General features: G+C 71.1%; 23 protein-coding genes and 1 tRNA gene. 12 read left to right on the forward strand and 12 right to left on the reverse strand.

Annotation, left to right across the window (positions count from 1 at the left end; translation table 11 throughout):
- The first annotated feature begins 34 nt into the window (after positions 1-34).
- Genes ACOZ32_RS06085 through ACOZ32_RS06100 form a run of 4 tightly spaced genes read left to right on the forward strand, consistent with a single transcriptional unit; the run spans position 35 to position 3,328 of the window.
- On the forward strand, positions 35-1,003 hold the full coding sequence (locus ACOZ32_RS06085) for a DUF4129 domain-containing protein (protein ID WP_424335079.1): 969 nt from the start codon (positions 35-37) through the stop codon (positions 1,001-1,003).
- Positions 1,003-1,575: a DUF7269 family protein gene (locus ACOZ32_RS06090; protein ID WP_424335080.1), complete on the forward strand. Its 573-nt coding sequence runs from the start codon at positions 1,003-1,005 to the stop codon at positions 1,573-1,575. The genes ACOZ32_RS06085 and ACOZ32_RS06090 overlap by 1 nt, the downstream gene beginning before the upstream one ends.
- Entirely contained in the window at positions 1,575-2,837 is a 1,263-nt protein-coding gene (locus ACOZ32_RS06095; protein ID WP_424335081.1) for a DUF58 domain-containing protein, read from the forward strand. The genes ACOZ32_RS06090 and ACOZ32_RS06095 overlap by 1 nt, the downstream gene beginning before the upstream one ends.
- The gene (locus ACOZ32_RS06100) at positions 2,834-3,328 is read left to right on the forward strand and encodes a DUF7519 family protein (protein ID WP_285270395.1); all 495 of its coding nucleotides are present in this window, start codon (positions 2,834-2,836) and stop codon (positions 3,326-3,328) included. Before ACOZ32_RS06095 ends, ACOZ32_RS06100 begins: the two co-directional genes overlap by 4 nt.
- Here ACOZ32_RS06100 and ACOZ32_RS06105 read toward each other — a convergent pair.
- A complete protein-coding gene (locus tag ACOZ32_RS06105) occupies positions 3,325-4,281 on the reverse strand; it encodes an AAA family ATPase (RefSeq protein WP_010902122.1) in 957 nt (318 codons plus the stop codon). The genes ACOZ32_RS06100 and ACOZ32_RS06105 overlap by 4 nt on opposite strands.
- A gap of 102 nt (positions 4,282-4,383) precedes the next feature.
- On the opposite strand from ACOZ32_RS06105, the gene ACOZ32_RS06110 reads away from it, so the two are divergent.
- Both ACOZ32_RS06110 and ACOZ32_RS06115 read left to right on the forward strand, forming a co-directional pair.
- Positions 4,384-4,468: transfer RNA gene (locus ACOZ32_RS06110), tRNA-Ser, on the forward strand.
- A 113-nt stretch (positions 4,469-4,581) separates the two neighbouring features.
- Positions 4,582-5,652: a S1C family serine protease gene (locus ACOZ32_RS06115; protein WP_010902123.1), complete on the forward strand. Its 1,071-nt coding sequence runs from the start codon at positions 4,582-4,584 to the stop codon at positions 5,650-5,652.
- Here ACOZ32_RS06115 and ACOZ32_RS06120 read toward each other — a convergent pair.
- Complete coding sequence (locus ACOZ32_RS06120) at positions 5,644-6,006, reverse strand: DUF192 domain-containing protein (RefSeq protein WP_205251402.1); 363 nt, start codon at positions 6,004-6,006, stop codon at positions 5,644-5,646. The two genes, ACOZ32_RS06115 and ACOZ32_RS06120, sit on opposite strands and share 9 nt — an antisense overlap.
- A gap of 91 nt (positions 6,007-6,097) precedes the next feature.
- Between ACOZ32_RS06120 and ACOZ32_RS06125 the strand changes: the two genes are divergently transcribed.
- The 3 genes from ACOZ32_RS06125 to ACOZ32_RS06135 are packed head-to-tail and all read left to right on the forward strand — an operon-like array spanning position 6,098 to position 9,256.
- Positions 6,098-6,649: a GMP synthase subunit A gene (locus ACOZ32_RS06125; RefSeq protein ID WP_010902125.1), complete on the forward strand. Its 552-nt coding sequence runs from the start codon at positions 6,098-6,100 to the stop codon at positions 6,647-6,649.
- A gap of 6 nt (positions 6,650-6,655) precedes the next feature.
- Positions 6,656-8,530: a DUF2070 family protein gene (locus ACOZ32_RS06130; protein WP_285270394.1), complete on the forward strand. Its 1,875-nt coding sequence runs from the start codon at positions 6,656-6,658 to the stop codon at positions 8,528-8,530.
- 42 nt (positions 8,531-8,572) lie between these two features.
- Entirely contained in the window at positions 8,573-9,256 is a 684-nt protein-coding gene (locus tag ACOZ32_RS06135) for an MBL fold metallo-hydrolase (RefSeq protein WP_205251404.1), read from the forward strand.
- Between the two features lie 57 nt (positions 9,257-9,313).
- Here ACOZ32_RS06135 and ACOZ32_RS06140 read toward each other — a convergent pair whose 3' ends face one another.
- From ACOZ32_RS06140 to pth2, 9 genes are all read right to left on the reverse strand, one after another.
- Positions 9,314-9,553 carry a DUF3194 domain-containing protein gene (locus tag ACOZ32_RS06140; RefSeq protein ID WP_010902128.1) on the reverse strand — a complete coding sequence of 80 codons (240 nt, stop codon included), beginning with the start codon at positions 9,551-9,553 and terminating at the stop codon, positions 9,314-9,316.
- Positions 9,554-9,559: 6 nt separating this feature from the next.
- Positions 9,560-9,937, reverse strand: a complete 378-nt coding sequence (locus ACOZ32_RS06145; protein ID WP_010902129.1) for a prefoldin subunit beta — start codon at positions 9,935-9,937, stop codon at positions 9,560-9,562.
- A 123-nt stretch (positions 9,938-10,060) separates the two neighbouring features.
- Complete coding sequence (locus tag ACOZ32_RS06150) at positions 10,061-10,318, reverse strand: KEOPS complex subunit Pcc1 (protein ID WP_012289126.1); 258 nt, start codon at positions 10,316-10,318, stop codon at positions 10,061-10,063.
- Between the two features lie 5 nt (positions 10,319-10,323).
- The gene (locus tag ACOZ32_RS06155) at positions 10,324-10,458 is read right to left on the reverse strand and encodes a DNA-directed RNA polymerase subunit P (protein WP_010902130.1); all 135 of its coding nucleotides are present in this window, start codon (positions 10,456-10,458) and stop codon (positions 10,324-10,326) included.
- 8 nt (positions 10,459-10,466) lie between these two features.
- Complete coding sequence (locus ACOZ32_RS06160) at positions 10,467-10,754, reverse strand: 50S ribosomal protein L37ae (protein ID WP_012289127.1); 288 nt, start codon at positions 10,752-10,754, stop codon at positions 10,467-10,469.
- A gap of 137 nt (positions 10,755-10,891) precedes the next feature.
- On the reverse strand, positions 10,892-11,095 hold the full coding sequence (locus tag ACOZ32_RS06165; RefSeq protein ID WP_205251405.1) for a hypothetical protein: 204 nt from the start codon (positions 11,093-11,095) through the stop codon (positions 10,892-10,894).
- Positions 11,096-11,178: 83 nt separating this feature from the next.
- Positions 11,179-11,901, reverse strand: a complete 723-nt coding sequence (locus ACOZ32_RS06170; RefSeq protein ID WP_205251406.1) for a DUF2103 domain-containing protein — start codon at positions 11,899-11,901, stop codon at positions 11,179-11,181.
- 52 nt (positions 11,902-11,953) lie between these two features.
- The gene (gene truD, locus ACOZ32_RS06175; protein WP_285270393.1) at positions 11,954-13,258 is read right to left on the reverse strand and encodes a tRNA pseudouridine(13) synthase TruD; all 1,305 of its coding nucleotides are present in this window, start codon (positions 13,256-13,258) and stop codon (positions 11,954-11,956) included.
- On the reverse strand, positions 13,258-13,596 hold the full coding sequence (gene pth2 / locus ACOZ32_RS06180; protein ID WP_205251408.1) for a peptidyl-tRNA hydrolase Pth2: 339 nt from the start codon (positions 13,594-13,596) through the stop codon (positions 13,258-13,260). Before pth2 ends, truD begins: the two co-directional genes overlap by 1 nt.
- A gap of 83 nt (positions 13,597-13,679) precedes the next feature.
- Here pth2 and ACOZ32_RS06185 point away from each other — a divergent pair, with 83 nt between their 5' ends.
- From ACOZ32_RS06185 to ACOZ32_RS06195, 3 genes are read left to right on the forward strand one after another with little or no spacing between them, the layout of a single operon-like run.
- Positions 13,680-14,294, forward strand: a complete 615-nt coding sequence (locus tag ACOZ32_RS06185) for a YIP1 family protein (protein WP_285270392.1) — start codon at positions 13,680-13,682, stop codon at positions 14,292-14,294.
- 33 nt (positions 14,295-14,327) lie between these two features.
- A complete protein-coding gene (dcd, locus tag ACOZ32_RS06190) occupies positions 14,328-14,915 on the forward strand; it encodes a dCTP deaminase (protein WP_010902137.1) in 588 nt (195 codons plus the stop codon).
- Positions 14,912-15,820 (forward strand): thiamine-phosphate synthase family protein, encoded by a 909-nt coding sequence (locus ACOZ32_RS06195; protein ID WP_010902138.1) that lies wholly within the window; start codon positions 14,912-14,914, stop codon positions 15,818-15,820. The genes dcd and ACOZ32_RS06195 overlap by 4 nt, the downstream gene beginning before the upstream one ends.
- Here the strand turns inward: ACOZ32_RS06195 and ACOZ32_RS06200 are convergent.
- Positions 15,812-16,576 (reverse strand): DUF7551 domain-containing protein, encoded by a 765-nt coding sequence (locus tag ACOZ32_RS06200; protein WP_285270391.1) that lies wholly within the window; start codon positions 16,574-16,576, stop codon positions 15,812-15,814. The two genes, ACOZ32_RS06195 and ACOZ32_RS06200, sit on opposite strands and share 9 nt — an antisense overlap.

Raw genomic sequence — 16,576 nt, forward strand, 5'->3', positions numbered from 1 at the left:
AAACCTATGGATTCGAGTTGTCAACCCCTGGCGCGTGGGTCGAAACGCGCGCGGTCCGGTCATCGCAGTGCTGTGTGTGCTTGCCATCTCCCTGGCGGCGTCCACGCTCGTTGCGCCGCGCCCCCAGTCCGGCGCTGGCCCCGGCACCGGCGGGAACGCCCAGTCCGGCGGAGCCGCTCCAAGCCACACCAGTGGCGCCGCGGCGTCCGCAACCGGCGGCCAGTCCGGAGCGACCGCCACGACCCCCACGCCCTTCGACGCGCTCTGTGTCCCGGTCCTGCAGTCCCCCGCCGTCCTGATCGGCATTGGGGTCGCGCTCGTCGGCGCGGTCTGGCTGCTGGCACGCCGCAACCCCCTTGCCTACGCGCTCGCCGTCGTGATCCCGGTGGTGCCGTTTCTCGTGCTCTCGTACGGCGCACTCACGGACTGCCGAGCGCCCGCCAGCATGTCACCGCAGCACGCCGGGGCCGCCGGCTCCGCGCAGTCTCCCCCTGCAAACGGCAGCGTGGGCGGCGGCACCGCCGGCGGACAGCCGGTCACCCAACTGGTTTCCCCGTCGTTGGCCGTCGGCGTGCTCGCCGTCGTCGCCGTGCTGTTCGTCGTGCTCGCCTACCACGCCACCGGCGACGACACCGCCACTGACCGGTCGCCCGACCCGGCGACACGCGAGCCCGCGGCCCAACCCCGGCTGGCGGCCGTCGGTGCCGCCGCCGGCCAGGCGGCTGCCCGCATCGAGACCGTGGCCGACGTCGACAACGAGGTCTACCGCGCGTGGCGGGAGATGGCCGCGCACGTCGACGTCTCGAACCCCGAGGCGAGCACGCCCCGGGAGTTCGCCGCCGCCGCCCGCGACGCCGGCATGGACGCCCGCCACGTCGACGCGCTCACCGCGCTGTTCCGCGCAGTCCGGTACGGCGACGCCGACCCGTCACCCGCCCGCGAGGCGCGCGCCGTCGACGCGCTGCGTGCGATCGAAGCGCGCTACACGGACGGTGGCCAGTGATGCTGCGGCGCTTCCTGCTGCTGGCCGGGCTGCTGTTCGCCGCCGCCGGGTTCGCAGTCACGGTCGAGCCGGGCGTGGCTGCCGTCCTCGGGCTCCCACCCACCCCGACGACTGCTGTCGCCGGACTGGCGGCCGTGTTCGCGCTCACCAGGGGAATCGACCGCCATCACACCGCGTTCCGGACCGCCGACGAGGCGCGCAACGAGACGCTCGAACCCCGGATCGAAGCGCCGCGACCGGGGGCGGACATCGACGCCCGGCGCCACGAGCGCGCGGACCGCCGGGACGCCGGCGCTGGCGGCCCGCAGTTCAGCGCCCGCCTCCGGACCGTGACCGTGCGCGCGCTCGCCGACGCCCACGGGATCGCCCCGGCGGAAGCGGAACGCCGACTCGACGAGGGGACGTGGACCGACGACCGGACTGCGGCGGCGTTCTTCGCCGAGGACGTGGACTCGCCCGCACCCGCTGTCATCACGACAGTCGTCAGCGCCGACCCGGCCCGCGAGCGCCAGGCCCGCCACGTCGTCGCGGAACTCCAGCGGCTCACCGGGATCGAGGGCGGTGTACACTGATGGTGTCCGAACGCACCCACCGCTGGCGGGGCGCGGTCGCGCTCTCGCTCGCCGTGATCGCCGCCGGCGCGACGACACGCGTACCCGCCGTCCTCGTGCTCGGCGTGCTCGGCGTCGCCGGTGCGGGCTACGCGACCCTGTTCGCGCCCCCAGCGCCGTCGCTGTCCGTCGAACGGTCGGTGTCCGAGGACGCCCCCGCCGCCGGCGACGAGGTCGACGTGACGCTGACGGTGACCAACGACGGGTCGTTTCTGCCCGACCTCCGCCTCATCGACGGCGTTCCCGATACGCTGGCGATCGCCGACGGGACGCCCCGGCTGGCGACCGCGCTCCGGGCCGGCAAGTCGGCGACCGTCACGTACACCGTGGAAGCCACCCGGGGCGACCACGAGTTCGACCCGGTCGCGGTGATCGCCCGCGACATCTCCGGCAGCCACGAGACGCGCACCACCGTCCCCGCCGCGGCGACGCTCACCTGCGTCCCCGACCTCCCCCGTCTGGCCGCGTTCCCGCTGCGCCGACAGCCCACCCAGCGCGCCGGCCCCACCCCAACGCCGACCGGCGGCTCGGGCGTGGCGTTCCACGCCACCCGCGAGTACCGCTCGGGCGACCCGCTGAGCAGAGTAGACTGGACGCGCCTCGCCCGCGACGGCGAACTCGCCACCGTCCAGTTCCGGGCGGAGCGAGCCGTCACCGCCGTCGCCGTCGTCGACACCCGGCGCGTCGCCCACGTCAGTGACGCCGACGGCACGAACGCCGTCGAGTACGGCGTCGAAGCCGCGGGCGGGGTCGCGTCAGCACTCCTCGACGCCGGCAACCAGGTCGGCGTGGCGTCGCTGGGCCCACACTGGGCGTGGCTCGCGCCCGGGCTCGGCCGCGAGCACCGCGCTCGCCTCGAAGCACTGCTCGCGCGCGACCGCGGCTTCTCGGTGTCGCCGCCCGACCGGCGGTTCCTCGGTGCGCTCGTGTTCCGCCGGCTCCGCACACACCTCCCCGACGACGCACAGGTGGTCTTCTGCTCGCCGCTGGTGGATGACACCGCCGCCGAGTACGTCCGCCGGCTGGAGGCCAGCGGCCACCCGGTCACGGTGGTGTCGCCCGACGTCACGGGGGCAGAGACGCTCGGCCAGCGGTTCGCGGGCGTGGCGCGCGCTGTCCGCGTCCGATCGCTGCGCGCGGCGAGCGTCCGCGTCATCGACTGGCAGGCGGGCGACTCGCTGGCAGTGACGGTCGCCGACGCCGAACGCGGGTGGTCCGCGTGAGCGAGTTCGACGCGCGCCCGCCGGCTCGCGCGGTCGTTCCTGCGGCTCTCGCCGCAGTCCTCGCACTGGTTCCGGCGCTCAGCTCGGGCGTCGGCCTCGCTGTCGGGGCCTCGGGCGCACTGCTCGTCGTCGGCGGCGGCCTCCGTGGGAGACGGCTGTTCGTCTCGGCCGGCGCAGCGACACTCGCCGTCGGGGTCGTCCTCGGCGCGGCGACCGGCATCGACCCGGGGTACGCGCTCGTCGGTGGCGTCGGCACTGTGGTCGCGTACGACGCCGCCGAGCACGCCGTCGGACTCGGGGTCGATGTCGGCCGGCACGCCCGCGTCACGCAGTCCGTCGTCGTCCACGTGCTTTCGACGACGGCGCTGGCACTGACGGCCGCGGTCGTCGCGCTGGCCGCCTACACGCTCGGCCCGAGCACGCGCCCGGTGGCGGCGCTGCTCGCGTTGCTGTTCGGCGGGGTGCTGTTGGCCGCCGCCCTCCGGACCTAAGCCGCGTCGACGGTGGGCACCGGCACCTCGTCGAGCACGCCCTCGACGATCCCGCCTTTGGCGACGTTCTCGACGGCCGCGTCCGGCGTCAACACGAGCCGGTGTGCGAGCACGCTCCCCGCCAGCCCCTTCACGTCCGCCGGCACGACGTACTCGCGGCCCGCCACGACCGCGCGAGCGCGCGCCGCCTCGAACAGCCGCTGGGTGCCCCGCGGGCTGACGCCCACCTCGACGCGGGGGTGCTCGCGGGTCGCGCGTGCCACCGCCACCATGTACTCGCGGAGGTCGCTGCCGACGCGCACGTCCTCGGAGGCGCGCCGCAGGGCCCGCACGCGCTCGTCGTCGAGCACGGCGTCGACGGTCGGACTCCGGGCGTCCCGGCTGGCACGCCGCGCCAACAGCTCGCGCTCGCCGGCCGCGTCGGGGTAGCCGATGGCCGCCGACACGACGAACCGGTCGAGTTGCGCCTCCGGCAGGGGAAACGTCCCCTCCTGGTCGACGGGGTTCTGGGTCGCGATGACGAAAAACGGCTCGGGCAGGGCCATCGTCTCGCCGTCGATCGTCACCTGTCCTTCCTCCATCGCCTCCAGCAACGCTGCCTGCGTCTTCGGGGGTGCGCGGTTGATCTCGTCGGCCAACACGACGTTCGCGAACACCGGGCCGGGCCGGAACTCGAACTCCCGGCTCCGCTCGTTGAACACGTGGGTCCCCAACACGTCCGTTGGCAACAGGTCCGGCGTGAACTGCACCCGGCTGAATTCGAGACCGAGCGCTGTCGCGACGCTGCGCGCAGTCAGCGTCTTGCCCGTCCCCGGGACGTCTTCGAGGAGCACGTGCCCGTCAGCCAGGAACCCGACGAGAACCGTTTCGAGGAACTCACGGTCGGCGATGACCGCCGCCGCCACCTCGTCCACAACGGCACTGCAGCCATCCCGCACACTGCTGGCGTCCATACCACACGACCTCCCCCGCTGGTGGGTTATGCGTACCGGTCACACGCCACCCGCTCGCCGAACCGAAACCACTAAACTCGCGGCCGGCATCGTATCGAACGAGCCGAGGTAGCCTAGCCTGGCCAAGGCGGTTGCTTCGAGAGCAACTGTCCACACGGACTCAGGAGTTCAAATCTCCTCCTCGGCGCTTCTCGGACCACCACGCCGACAGCGGTGCCCCCGTCTCGCCCCGCGCCGCCAGGGGGCTGCCCACAAGCTATTCGTGTCGCTCACGCGTACGATCCGTTCGTGACTGATCCGATGCCGAGTCGACGCGACGTGCTCCGGCTCGGAGCCGGAGTGCTGGCCGCAGGCACCGCTGGCTGCACCGACACTGCACCGAACCGTGTGGCCGCGGCCGAGACGGCGGCCACGACCACCCGAGAGACGACGACCGACTCGCGCTCCGAGAGCCCGTACACGGCGGTCTATCGGGACGTTATCGACTCCGTCGTCATGATCCGCACGCAGTCCGGGCAGGGGACGGGCTGGCTGTACAACGACACGACACTCGTCACCAACGCCCACGTCGTGGGGCGCTCGGAGACGGTCAACGTCCGGTTCAACGACGGCACCTGGGAGACCGGCCGGGTGCGGGGGACGGACCCGAACAGCGACCTCGCGGCCGTCACCGTCACCGACACCCCGGCCGCCGCCACCCCGCTGGCGTTGCGCACCGCGTCGCCGGTCGCCGGCACGGAGGTCGTCGCCATCGGCAACCCGTTCGCGCTCAACGGCACTGTGACAACGGGCATCATCAGCGGCACGAACCGCGCCATCCCGGCGCCGACCGGCTACCGCATTCCGGACGCCGTCCAGACCGACGCCGCGGTGAACCCCGGGAACAGCGGCGGCCCCCTGGTGTCGCTCGACGGCGACGTCGTCGCGGTCGTGAACTCCGGGGGCGGGGACAACATCGCGTTCGGCATCTCCGCCGCGCTCACCGACCGGGTCGTTCCCAGCCTCATCGACACCGGCGACTACGAGCACGCCTACCTCGGGGTGTCGTTCACCCCGGTCACCCCCACCGTCGCGGACGCCAACGGGCTCACGGAGTCCCGCGGCCTCCTCGTGATGTCCGTCGACCCTTCGGGACCGTCCGCCGGCCGGCTGGTGGGCAGCGACGCCACGACCATCGTCGACGGCGGTGCCGTTCGCGTCGGCGGCGACATCGTGCTCGCGGTGAACGGCACCCGCGTCCACACGCTCGAAGACGTGTTGAGCCTGCTGGCGTTACACACCAGTCCCGGCGACACCGTCAGCGTCAGGCTGCTTCGGGACGGCGACCGCCGAACCGTCGACGTGGAACTCGGCGCGCGCCCCTCAGGCTGACTCCTCGGTCACCCGGACGCGGTCGCCGACGCCGACGCCGCTCGCAGCGCCCGCCGGCAACTCGATCAGCGTGTCACAGTCCGCGCTCGCCCGCCCCGTCCACGCGGCCATGGTCTCGACGTGTTGGACCTCCTCGTCGACCACCCAGATGGCGTCGATGTCGAACGGCACACACACCATGTGGGCGTCCCGCACCTCGGGGTCGCCGAACGGGAACACGAGCGCGTAGTCGTCGGGGATCGACGTGCGGAACATCAGCCCGCGGGCCTGCGAGAGGAACGACTCGGCCGTCTCGACGGTGTTGGCGAGCGTTCGCGCGCCGTCGCCGTCGTCGGGATCGTGGCGGACGTGCACAGTCGCAGTCGGACGGCGCGCCCGAAAAGCGTTCTCCCGGCCGCCCGGCGAACGAGTGGGTTTTTACGCCGGTGTTGCCTACCCGCCGGCAATGACGCACATCCTCGTCGTCGACAACCACGGCCAGTTCACGCACCTAGAGCACCGGTTGCTCCGTGACATGGATGGCGTGACCGTCGACCTGACCGACAACACCACCCCGCCGGCCGACATCGACGCCGACGGCCTCGTGCTCTCCGGTGGCCCCACCATGGCGGACATCGGCCACTGCCGGGAGTACCTCACACTCGACGTTCCGATTCTGGGGGTGTGCCTCGGCCACCAGCTGATCGCCGACGAGCTCGGCGGCCGCATCGAGGCCGGCGACTACGGCGGCTACGCCGACGTCACGGTTTCGATCAGCGACGCCGACGACCCCCTCGTGGGGTCGCTCGCCCCGGACACGCGCGTGTGGGCGAGCCACGCCGACGAAGTCGTCGCCGTCCCCGACGGCTTCACGATCACCGCCGAAAGCGACATCTGCGGCGTCGAAGCGATGGGCGACACCGACCGCGACCTCTACGGCGTGCAGTGGCACCCCGAAGTCGCACACACCGAGGAGGGCGAGGCGGTCTTCGAGAACTTCGTGGCCATCTGCGAGTAACGCCGCATGACCGAAACCCAGGGCGAACTGGCCAGCCTCTCGAAGTACATCTTCCGTGCTCCCCGCTGGTATTCCAGCGTCGCGCTCTCGCTGGTCATCGCGGCGCTGGCGGGGGTTGCGGCCTTCGACAGCCAGTACGTCCTGGAGGACGCCTGGCAGGGCGTGTTCTTCATCGGCGTCCCCACGGCCGTCGCGAGCATGGCAACGACGACCGTCGACCGGTATTTCGGCGGCCAGCTCACGTACAACCGCTCCTCGCTGCTCGCCGTTGCCTGCGAGATCGTCGTCGTCACCGTGCTGGTCGCCGCCGGCGTCGCCGCCATCCTCACACCGCGGCTCAGCCAGAACTTCGTGTTCGACGCGCTCATCGCGGCGCTCGCGCTCGTGTTCGCTGTCCGGTTTCTGGTCGTCCTGGCGGTGTCGCGGAACACGCTGGCAGTGTCGGTGCTGCCGGCCAGCATCCAAACCGCCACCGCCGGCGTGTTGTTGTTCGTCTACGGCGGCACACTGAACTACGTCACGTCCGGCGGCGGGTCGCTGCTGGGCGCGTTCCTCGCGCGGCCCTCGCATGCACCCCCCGAGATCCAGTACGCGTTCGCCCCCCGGGATTTCCTGTTGTTGGTTGCGATGACCGCGCTGTACGGCTCTGTGGCCTACGGGTTCGTCGTCGTCATCGACCGCCCGTGGCAGCGCAGCCTCGGCGTGAGCGTGCTCGACTTCATCGGCGGGTTCATCGGCCACATCGCCGAGGGCACTCGGGAGCTCGAGGACTTCTTCGAGCAGATCGGCGAGGAGGCCGTCGTCCCCGTGACTGTGCTGTCGTTCCGCCGCACGAGCGACGAAACCGAGAAAGCGCGGTTCGTATTGCCGATGATCCACCCGGGGCCGATGGGCGAGATCGGCGGCGGCAACCTCCCCCAGCGGGTCGCCGACGCCACGGACGGGCTGGCGTTCCCGCCCCACGCAACCGCCGGCCACGACTTCAACCTCGTCACCGAGCGCGAGGTCGACACGCTCGTCGACGCCGCTGCCGACGCCCACGACCGCATCGCGTACACCGACACCGCGACCGCGCCGGTGCGGGCCACCGACGGCGAGGCCACGCTTTTCGGGCAGGCCTTCGACGACGACGCGTTCCTCGTCTCGACGTACGCCCCCAACTTCGCCGACGACATCTCGTACGCCGTCGGCCTGTCGGCGGCCGCCGAAGCCCGCGTCGCGGGACTGGAGACGGTGTTGCTGGCGGACGCGCACAACTGCAACAACGGCCTCGACGGCGACGACCTCGGCCACATCTACCCCGGCAGCGAGCGCTCGTTCCAGCTGATCCAGGCCGCCGGCAGCGCCGCCCGCGACCTCGCCGACGCACCCGAGCACGCGCTCCGCATGGGTGTCGCCTGGGACCCCACTGACTGGCAGCCATGCGACGGCATCGGCCCCCTCGGCGTCCGCGTCGCGGTCGTCGAAACCGGCACCACGCGCACCGCCTACGTGCTCATCGACGGGAACAACATGGAACCGGGGCTCCGCGAGCGCCTCCTGGACGCCGTCGGCGGCCTCGGCATCGACCACGCCGAAGTCATGACCACGGACACGCACATCGTCAACACCGTCGAGTCCTCGAACCAGGTCGGTGCCGCCATCGACTGGGGTGCCCTCACCGACGTGGTCGTCGCGCTCACTGAAGCCGCCACGGACGACCTCGACCCCGTCGAGGCCGGCGTGGCCACCGAGCGCGCGGAAGTCACCGTCTTCGGCAACGACCGCACCGAGACGCTTGCCAGCCACGCCAACGCCGTCATCGCGATGGGTGGCGCCGTCGCGGGACTCGCCGTTCTCGCCACGGTCACCATCAGCGTCCTCGTCTTCTTCCTCACGTAGCCCGCCGAAACACTCATCGCACTCCGTCTGGCAGTTCCGGCAATGACGGCGCAGTTGCCACCCGGCGTGACGCACGTCGACTGTTCGACTCTGGACATGCCGAACGCCTACGTCGTCGTCGACGACAACGAGACGACGCTCGTGGACGCCGGGTGGCCGGGAGACGAGCAGACCGTCCGAGACGGCCTGCGCACTGCCGGCGTCGAACCCGGCGACATCGACCGCGTGCTGGTGACCCACTACGACGCCGACCACGTCGGCACGCTCGCGCGACTCACGCCGGCACTGGACGCCCCGGTGTACGTCCACGAGCGGGACGCGCCGTACGTCGCCGGCGACCGACTGCCGCCGTGGACTGCTCGGAACGGCATCGGGGCGCTCCACCGGCTCTACTATCGCCGGCTCGACCTGCCGGATCTCCCGATTCGAGCCGTCGTTGACGGGGACGACGTCGGCGGCTTCCACGCGTACCACACCCCCGGTCACACGCCCGGACACGTCGCCTACGTCCACGAGGACCTGTCCGTCGCGTTCCTCGGTGACCTCGCCTATGGACTCGGCGACAGGCTGAAGCCCACTGGCTGGCTCACGAGCCACGACGCCGCCGCGGTTGAGTCCAGTGTGCGGTCGCTGTGTCGTCGTGCGCCCGCCTTCGAGTACGCGTGTCCCGGACACGGACCGCCGCTCCCCGACGGCGACGACCGGCTCGCCGAGACACTCCCGTGAGCGCTAGCCGAACGCCGCCGCTGGCGAACATCGCGAACGGCGAGAAGTTCTCCCCGCCTACTCGTCGGCGAACAGGTCGTCGACGGCTGCTTGCGCGGCGAGCGCGCCGTCGTCCGCGACCTGCTCGACGTCCGCGTCGGCGTCCGGCGCCCGGACGTAGATATCCACGTCCAGGACGCCGTCCTCGAACGTCACCGTGATATCGAGGTCGTCCACGTCGCTGGTCCGCAGCCGGTCGAGGACGAGCCCCTCGGCGGCTTCGGCGGCCGTCTCCACGACCTCCTCATCGTTCGGCATCGGTCGTTACGCGCCCGGACCGCCGCCCATCGCGCCGCCCGCACCGCCGAGCATGTCCTGCAGCTCCTCCTGGAGGCTCTCGAACTGCTCCTGCACGCGGTCTTCCTGCTTCTGGAGGGTTTCGACGCGCACTTCCAGGTCGCTGACCTTCTCGTCGAGGTCGTCGTGGGCGTTGTCGTACTCCGTTTCCACGAGCAACTCGCCGACCTCACGGTACATCGTGGTCGACTCCTCGATGTCGCCGAGCGCGTCCAGGGCCGTTTCGGCCTCGGACAGCTGCTGTTCGGCCTGCTGTTTCTGCGTGGCGACGTTCTGCGCTTTCTCCTGCAGATCCTGGAGCTGCTCGAGTTTCTCCTGCGCTTCCGGTGGTAGGTTACCCTGCATACGTATCCGGTTGCGCGCCCAACGGAAAAACCCCCGCTTTGTGGTTGCACACCGGACCTGGGGGTGTGACAGCCCGAGCCGCCGGATCGGATGGAGTTCGCGGGTCCCACGCCACGCCCCGAATCAGGGTCCGGCCGCGGACGGAGCGGCCGCTCGTTCGGCCACCTCGACGAGCGTCAGCCACGTGTTCTGGCCGGCACGCAGCGCCGTCAGGTCGGTGGCGTCGACGACCACGGTCACCGTCGCGCCGTCGCGGCTGACCGTCGCCCGGCTGCGCTCGCCGTCGATGTCGCCCGCCGACACGGCGACGCTGCTGGCGACGATGGACGCAACCGCCGTCGAATCGTACCGGAAAACGAGCTCCGTCGAGTGCGACGGCACGTCGGTTACTGGACGCTGACTTCCTTCACGTCCCGGCTGCGCTCTTTCAACAGCACGCGGTGCCCGCAGTACGGGCACCGCACGCCGCCGTATTCGTCGAGTTCGACGTCGCGCTTGCACCGCGAACACTTATACGACATCTGAACTGTTACTCGCTGTTGCTGTCGCCGGTTTCACCCAGGGCGGTCCGGATCGAGCGCGTGACCGTCTTGCCGCTGGGCGTCTGGGGCTGGTAGGCACCGCCGGCGTACTTGTAGCCGCATTTCCCGCACTGCCAGATGCCGGTCCCCTCGCGGGAGACGGCCTCGGACCCACAGTCCGGGCAGGCGTGGTCTTCGTTCATCGTGCCCTCGATGTCGGAGACGCGGCGGCGCGAGACGCGCCCGTAGCGCGCACCGAACCGGCCGGCGCTCCCGGTGGAGCTCTGGTTAGCCATAGTGCCAGCGTCTACCGCCGTCGCGTACATAAACGCTACGAGTTGTGTGCCCGAGTCGAGGGCACAGGAACGCGAGCGGGGAGCGTAGCGACCCGTGAGCCGTCAGTCGCGTGTCCGACCGAAGGGAGGACACTGACTCAACGAGCGCGGAGCGACCAGCCCCGGTCCGCGAACACGGTCGCCGCGAGTCGACCGAGAATCACGACCGGGAGAACCAACACGAGGAGCAATGCGAGGAAGCCAATTGCATTTATCGGCGGATTGTCGGCGCTCATCGTCTGGATGAATATCATGACGACGAACCAGAGCGTCGTCAGCTGGATTGTCTTCGAGTCGATCATGGGGACAACAGCCGGTCTGCCGGAGCGCACAAACTGTTTCCGGTTTCGTCGGCCACCCGCGTCGGCAGGACCGACCTCCGTCCTCACTCGCGGAGTGATTCGTCTTCGAGCGCGTCGTTGAGATCGGTGCGAACGCGCTCGCCGGTGTCGCGGCTCATCGCCGTGGTGACCACGCGGTTCTCCTGGACGCTTGAGCCGTCCCGCACGAGCAGCCGGAGGTTGCCGTTGGTGTCGGCGCGCGTGACCTTCGCGCGGACGCCAGTGCGGGAGCCCGAGCCGCCGGCGTCGATGGGGCCGGGAATGACTTTCTTGACGTTCGGGTGGCCCGCAACCGTGCGGATGGCTTGCTGGCCGTCGCGGTCGCCGATGAGCGTCGAGTGGCGGCCACCGATCTTCTCCCGGACGGGCTTCTCGACGACGTCCAGGGCGCGGTCACCGCGGCGATCCAGCACCGACGCCACGGGGTCGTCGGGCTCGACGCGGTAGACGTCGTGGTGGAGATCCGCGCGCACCGCCCGGATCACCTCGTGAGCGCCCGCGACGAAGACGTCCTCCGGGCGCTTCCTGCGGATCTCGTCCGCGATGCGTCCGGCGAAGTTCCGCAGCTCGATGACGCCGGTCTCGTCGCCGTCCTCGGGCACGGTCGTGATGTCGGTGCGGCCGACGACGTCCTCGTCGGTCAGAAACGTCAGCGTCGCCCGGTCGCGCCCGCAGTCAGCCACCACCGCGTCGCAGTTCTCGGTGCGGCACACCAGGCAGTAGTCGCCCGGTTTATCCAGTGGCGTGCCACACCGCGAACAGTCCATGCCCGATGGGACGCGGCGCGACCGCAAAAACCCGGTGTTTCAGCCACCCCGCTCAGAGGGCCAGCGGGCTGGGTTTCAGGAACTCCCGCAGGACGACCGTGGCGTAGCTGCCGGAGGGCAGCGCGAACTCGAAGGCCAGCGGGTCGTGGCTGACCGTGAGATCCGGCTGGAGGAGTATCGCGCGGCGACTGCCCGCCGAGTCGAACTCGCCGGGCAGGTCGAAATCCGCGCGCGAAAGGTCGAGGTCGTCGAGGACGCCCCGAGTGATCTCCCCGGGGTCGCCGTCCGCGAACTCGGTGTCGGTGCCGACGAGCGGCGCGGTGACGAACGCGCGGCCGCGCTCGCAGTGCCGGGCCATCACGTCCACCCGGGAGTCGGTGACCCGCTGCTGGCGTGCGGCGTCGGGCTGGGCGACGGCGGCGTCGGCGTCGCTGTCCGCGAACCACACCACGTCGCCCGCGACCGGCTCGCCGAACGGCAGCCCGCGCGCCATGCGCTCCGAGACGATTCGGTTGAAGACGTACGACTGGGCGGCGTGCACGAACAGCTGCTGGAGGTTCGACGGGAACGTCTCGACGGCGTCCCGGAAGCTCCCGCCGTCGGCCAGCTCGTGCAGCATGGTGCGCTCGTAGCGCAGGCGCTGTGGGAACTCCGCGAGCGCGCCCGTCCAGTCCCGTGTTTCCGCGACGTACTCGCGGGCGCGCTGGGAGTCCGCGGGTTCGTGCTCGGTGGGCGCGCCCAGGTACGCCATGGCGGCCGCCTCCCAGTCGTCGCGCAGGATGGCGAGCCCGACCTCGTGGGTGACCGGGCGCTTGCTCCCGAAGCGCTGTTGGCCGAAGTAGTTGGGCGTGCCGACGGTTCCGCCGCCGAACGCCGCCAACTCGTCGGCGACGGCGGCGGCCCGCTCGGGGGCGTCGGGGTCCCGCACCACGATCTCGAAGGCGTTGCCGGCGAGATCCCCGAACTCCAGGCCGCGGCCCGCCCGCCCGACGACCTCGATGTCGGCGTTCCGGATCTCCGGCACCTGGGCGGCGTCCAGATCGCGGACGGCGAACAGCTGAGTGGTGACCGCGTGGCGGTCCTTGGTGCCCGCCCACCGCACGCGCTCGCGGCTCATCCCGACGGTGTTGGCGAGTTCGCGGGCGAAGTCGTTGGTGTCCCACTCGTGGAGGGTCGCGCGCACCACGAGCCACGGGTAGTCGCCGGTCGGCGCGTCCGCCGGCTGGGTGTCGAACGCTTCGAGTTCGCGCACGCGGAAGTCCGCCGGGGAGTCCCGCAGCCGGCCGCCAGTGCCGTCGCTGTCGCTCGCGTAGTACGCCATCCCGACGGCGCGCTCGATGGGGTGTGCCTCGCGCATCAGAACAGCGAGAGGTCGCCCGTGATCCGGTCGACGTCGGCGTCGGGCGCGGGCCCGATGGCGAGCGCTGTCGGCGTCCCCGGCTCCAGTTGGGTGCGGCCGGCGTCCGAGATGAGCCCCGTGGGCAGCCCGGCGCGTTTGGCTTCCTCGGAGCGCTCGTAGAGCTCGCGCTCGCTGCCGACTTTCACCACGACTTTCGTCTGCCCCTCGTCTTTCCACCGGCGGACGGCGCGATCGTCGGTGTACTCGTAGGCGTTCAGCGAGGCGTGGGCGACCTGCGCGGCGAGCTTTCCCTGCCCCATTCCGATGTCCGTGCGGGCGGCGATGACCTGTTTCATGGCCGGACGGACGGCCGGCTCCGGCATAGCCCTGGCTACTCGCGGCCGAAACCACTACGTCGGTCCACCCTGCAGCATTCGGCATGGCTCCCCGCACGCCTTTCCTCCATCCCCGCGAGTATTTCGACCAGCACGGCTTCGACCTGCGGCCGGCGGCCGTCGTCGCCGGCGTCGCGGCGCTCTCGCTCGCGCTCGTGCTCATCGGCTTCGGCGTCCTGCTCTCGAACAAACTCGCCGCCGCCGGCGGAGCCGACGCCGCCAGCACCATCTGGCCCCTCGTCGGGGCGTCCATCGTCGGCCTCGTGTTGGCGCTGGCGGTGGGGTGGGTGCTGATCGCGGGCGTCCTCCACGTGTTCGCGCGCGCTGTCGTCGGCCACGACGGCCGGTTCACGGAGACGTTTGCGATCGTGGGGTGGGGGACCGCGCCGACGGCGCTGACCGGACTGGCACTGTTCGTGGCGCTCGCGGTCGCCGTCGACGGCGCAACCGTGTCCTCGCCGGAGCTGTTCCTCGAACAGTTCCAGGCGACCCTCCAGCGGACCAGCGCCGTCCGGACCGCGATCTCGTTCGCGGTGGCGGGCTGGCAGACGTACCTCTACGCCCACGGTCTCGCGGTGGCCTTCGACGACGACTCGGAAGCACCGTGGCTGGCGGGCGGCGTGATCGCCTACGGCAGCTGGCTGTTGACCCTGTTCTGAAACCTTTAGGCATCCCGAGCACACTGTTCGGGTATGATACTCTCCGACCAGGACATTCTCGCACGCCTGGCGGACGGTGACCTCGCCATCGAGCCCCTGGAGGACGTCGACCTCCAGGTGCAGCCGGCGAGCGTCGACGTCCGTCTTGGCCGGCGGTTCCTGGAGTTCGAGCGCGCGAACGTCCCCTGCATCCATCCGAACCGCGAGGACGAAGTCGATGAGTACGTCACCGAGACCGTCGTCGAGGACGGCGACGAGTTCATCCTCCACCCCGGGGATTTCGTGCTCGGCACCACCAAAGAGCGCGTGGAGGTGCCCCGGGACCTGGTTGCGCAGGTCGAGGGGCGGTCCTCGTTGGGCCGCCTCGCCGTGGTGGTCCACGCCACGGCCGGTTTCATCGACCCCGGGTTCAACGGGCGGGTGACGCTTGAACTCTCGAACCTCGGGAAGGTGCCGGTGGCACTCACCCCCGAGATGCGCATCAGCCAGCTCGTGTTCACGGAACTCACCAGCCCCGCCGACCGGCCGTACGGCGACGAGCGCGGGTCGAAATACCAGGACCAGGACGGCCCACAGGCCTCCCGCATTCGGGGGGACCGCGAGTTCGGGGGGACACAATGAAGTTCATCGAGGAGGTCGTCGTCGAGGAGTTCCTGCCGACGTTCCGGTCGCTGCTGGCGGCCGACCTGCGGGAGCGCGGGCTCACCCAACACGAGGTCGCCGAACTGCTCGGGGTCAGCCAGTCAGCGGTCTCGAAATACGCCCACGGCGACGTGACCACCGACGACGAGATCGCCGCCGACGACCGCGTCCAGGAACTCGTCGAGCGCACCGGCAGCGGGCTCGCAACCGGCAACGTCTCCCAGGTACAAGCGCTCGTGGAGGCCGAGGTTCTCGTGCGGGAGCTGTCCACGAGCAGCGACATCCTGGCCGAGCGCCACGAGGCCGCCAACCCCGCGCTGGCCGACTACGACGGCGATTTCACCGTTCACGACGCGGACAGCGAGGTGCGGGTGCGCGAGCACGTGTTGTCGTCGGTGCGCCGTGGGGTGCGCATGCTCGAACGCACCAGCGGCTTCGCCACCCAGATCCCGGCGGTCGGCGCGAACCTCGTGGAGTGTACGCCCGAGGCGGACACCGTCGAGGACGTGGCCGGCGTGCCGGGCCGGGTGCTGGACGTGATGGGGCGCACCGAGATCCCAGCGGAGCCCGAGTTCGGCGTGAGCGCGTACGTCGCAACGGTGTTGTTGGACGCGCGCGCCGCCGGTGTGGACGCCCACGCCGCGCTCAACATCGCGTACAGTGCGGACACGGTCGCCGCGCTCGCGGACGCAGGCTACGCCGTGGTCGAGTTCGAGCCGGAGGGAGAGTCGACGACCGACGACCACCACATCCGGGACGCGGTCCGCGACGCCGACGCGGTGGACGTGCTCTATCAGACCGGTGGCTACGGCGTCGAACCGATCGTCTACGTGCTCGCGGAGAACGCGCCGGACGCGGTGCGGATGGCCCGCGGCCTACTCTGAGGCCGCCGTCGCGAGCCCCGCCGGACCGCCGGACGGCTGCACGTCGATGCGGTCGCCGATCGGCGCGAACGCGGGCGCGTCGACGGCGTGGGTGGCGAGCAGCGCAACCGCAACCGGGAGGGTCACTGCGCCGCGGTCGCCCGTGGATTCGGCGGCGAACCGCCACCCGCCGTCGGTGCACGTGATGCTGCTGGCGAGGTCCGCGGCGACGACGGTCGCAAGCGCTTCGCCCGGCGTGGCGTCGGTGGTCACGAAGTCGACGCGGTCGGCGGCGTCGCTGAGGATCGCCTCCTGGGCCGCCGGCGCGAGGTGTTCGTCCAGGGCGTCGGCGGCGCAGGACAACAACACCATCGAGAGATCGTCGACGTCGGTGGTCGCCTCCGCGGCGGCGAAATACCCGTCGAGCACGGCGCGCTCGGCGGCGTCGCGGTCGGCCGCTGACAGCGCCTCGAACACCGCGCCGACGATGTCGTGGCAGATGTCCGAGCGGTCCGGGCCGTCGGTCGGCGACGGCACGGGCGCGCCGTGGACGACCAGGTCGTATTGGGGGGCCCAGGGGTCGTATCGCGCCAGCGTCTCCCGGTACGCGGTCGCCAGCGAGAGCGCGTCGGCTGCCGTGTCGCGGTCGGCGAACCGAAGCCCCGCCACGGGGAACGGTTGCTCGCCGGTCCGCGCACACGCAACGACGAATCTGCCGTCCGACTCCGCGAGGCCTTCCAGCCGGTCGCGGATGGTAGCGAGGTCGGTTCCAACCAT

Origin of the sequence: Halobacterium sp. MBLA0001, from assembly GCF_049705385.1 — an archaeon.
Taxonomy (GTDB): Archaea; Halobacteriota; Halobacteria; order Halobacteriales; family Halobacteriaceae; genus Halobacterium; species Halobacterium salinarum.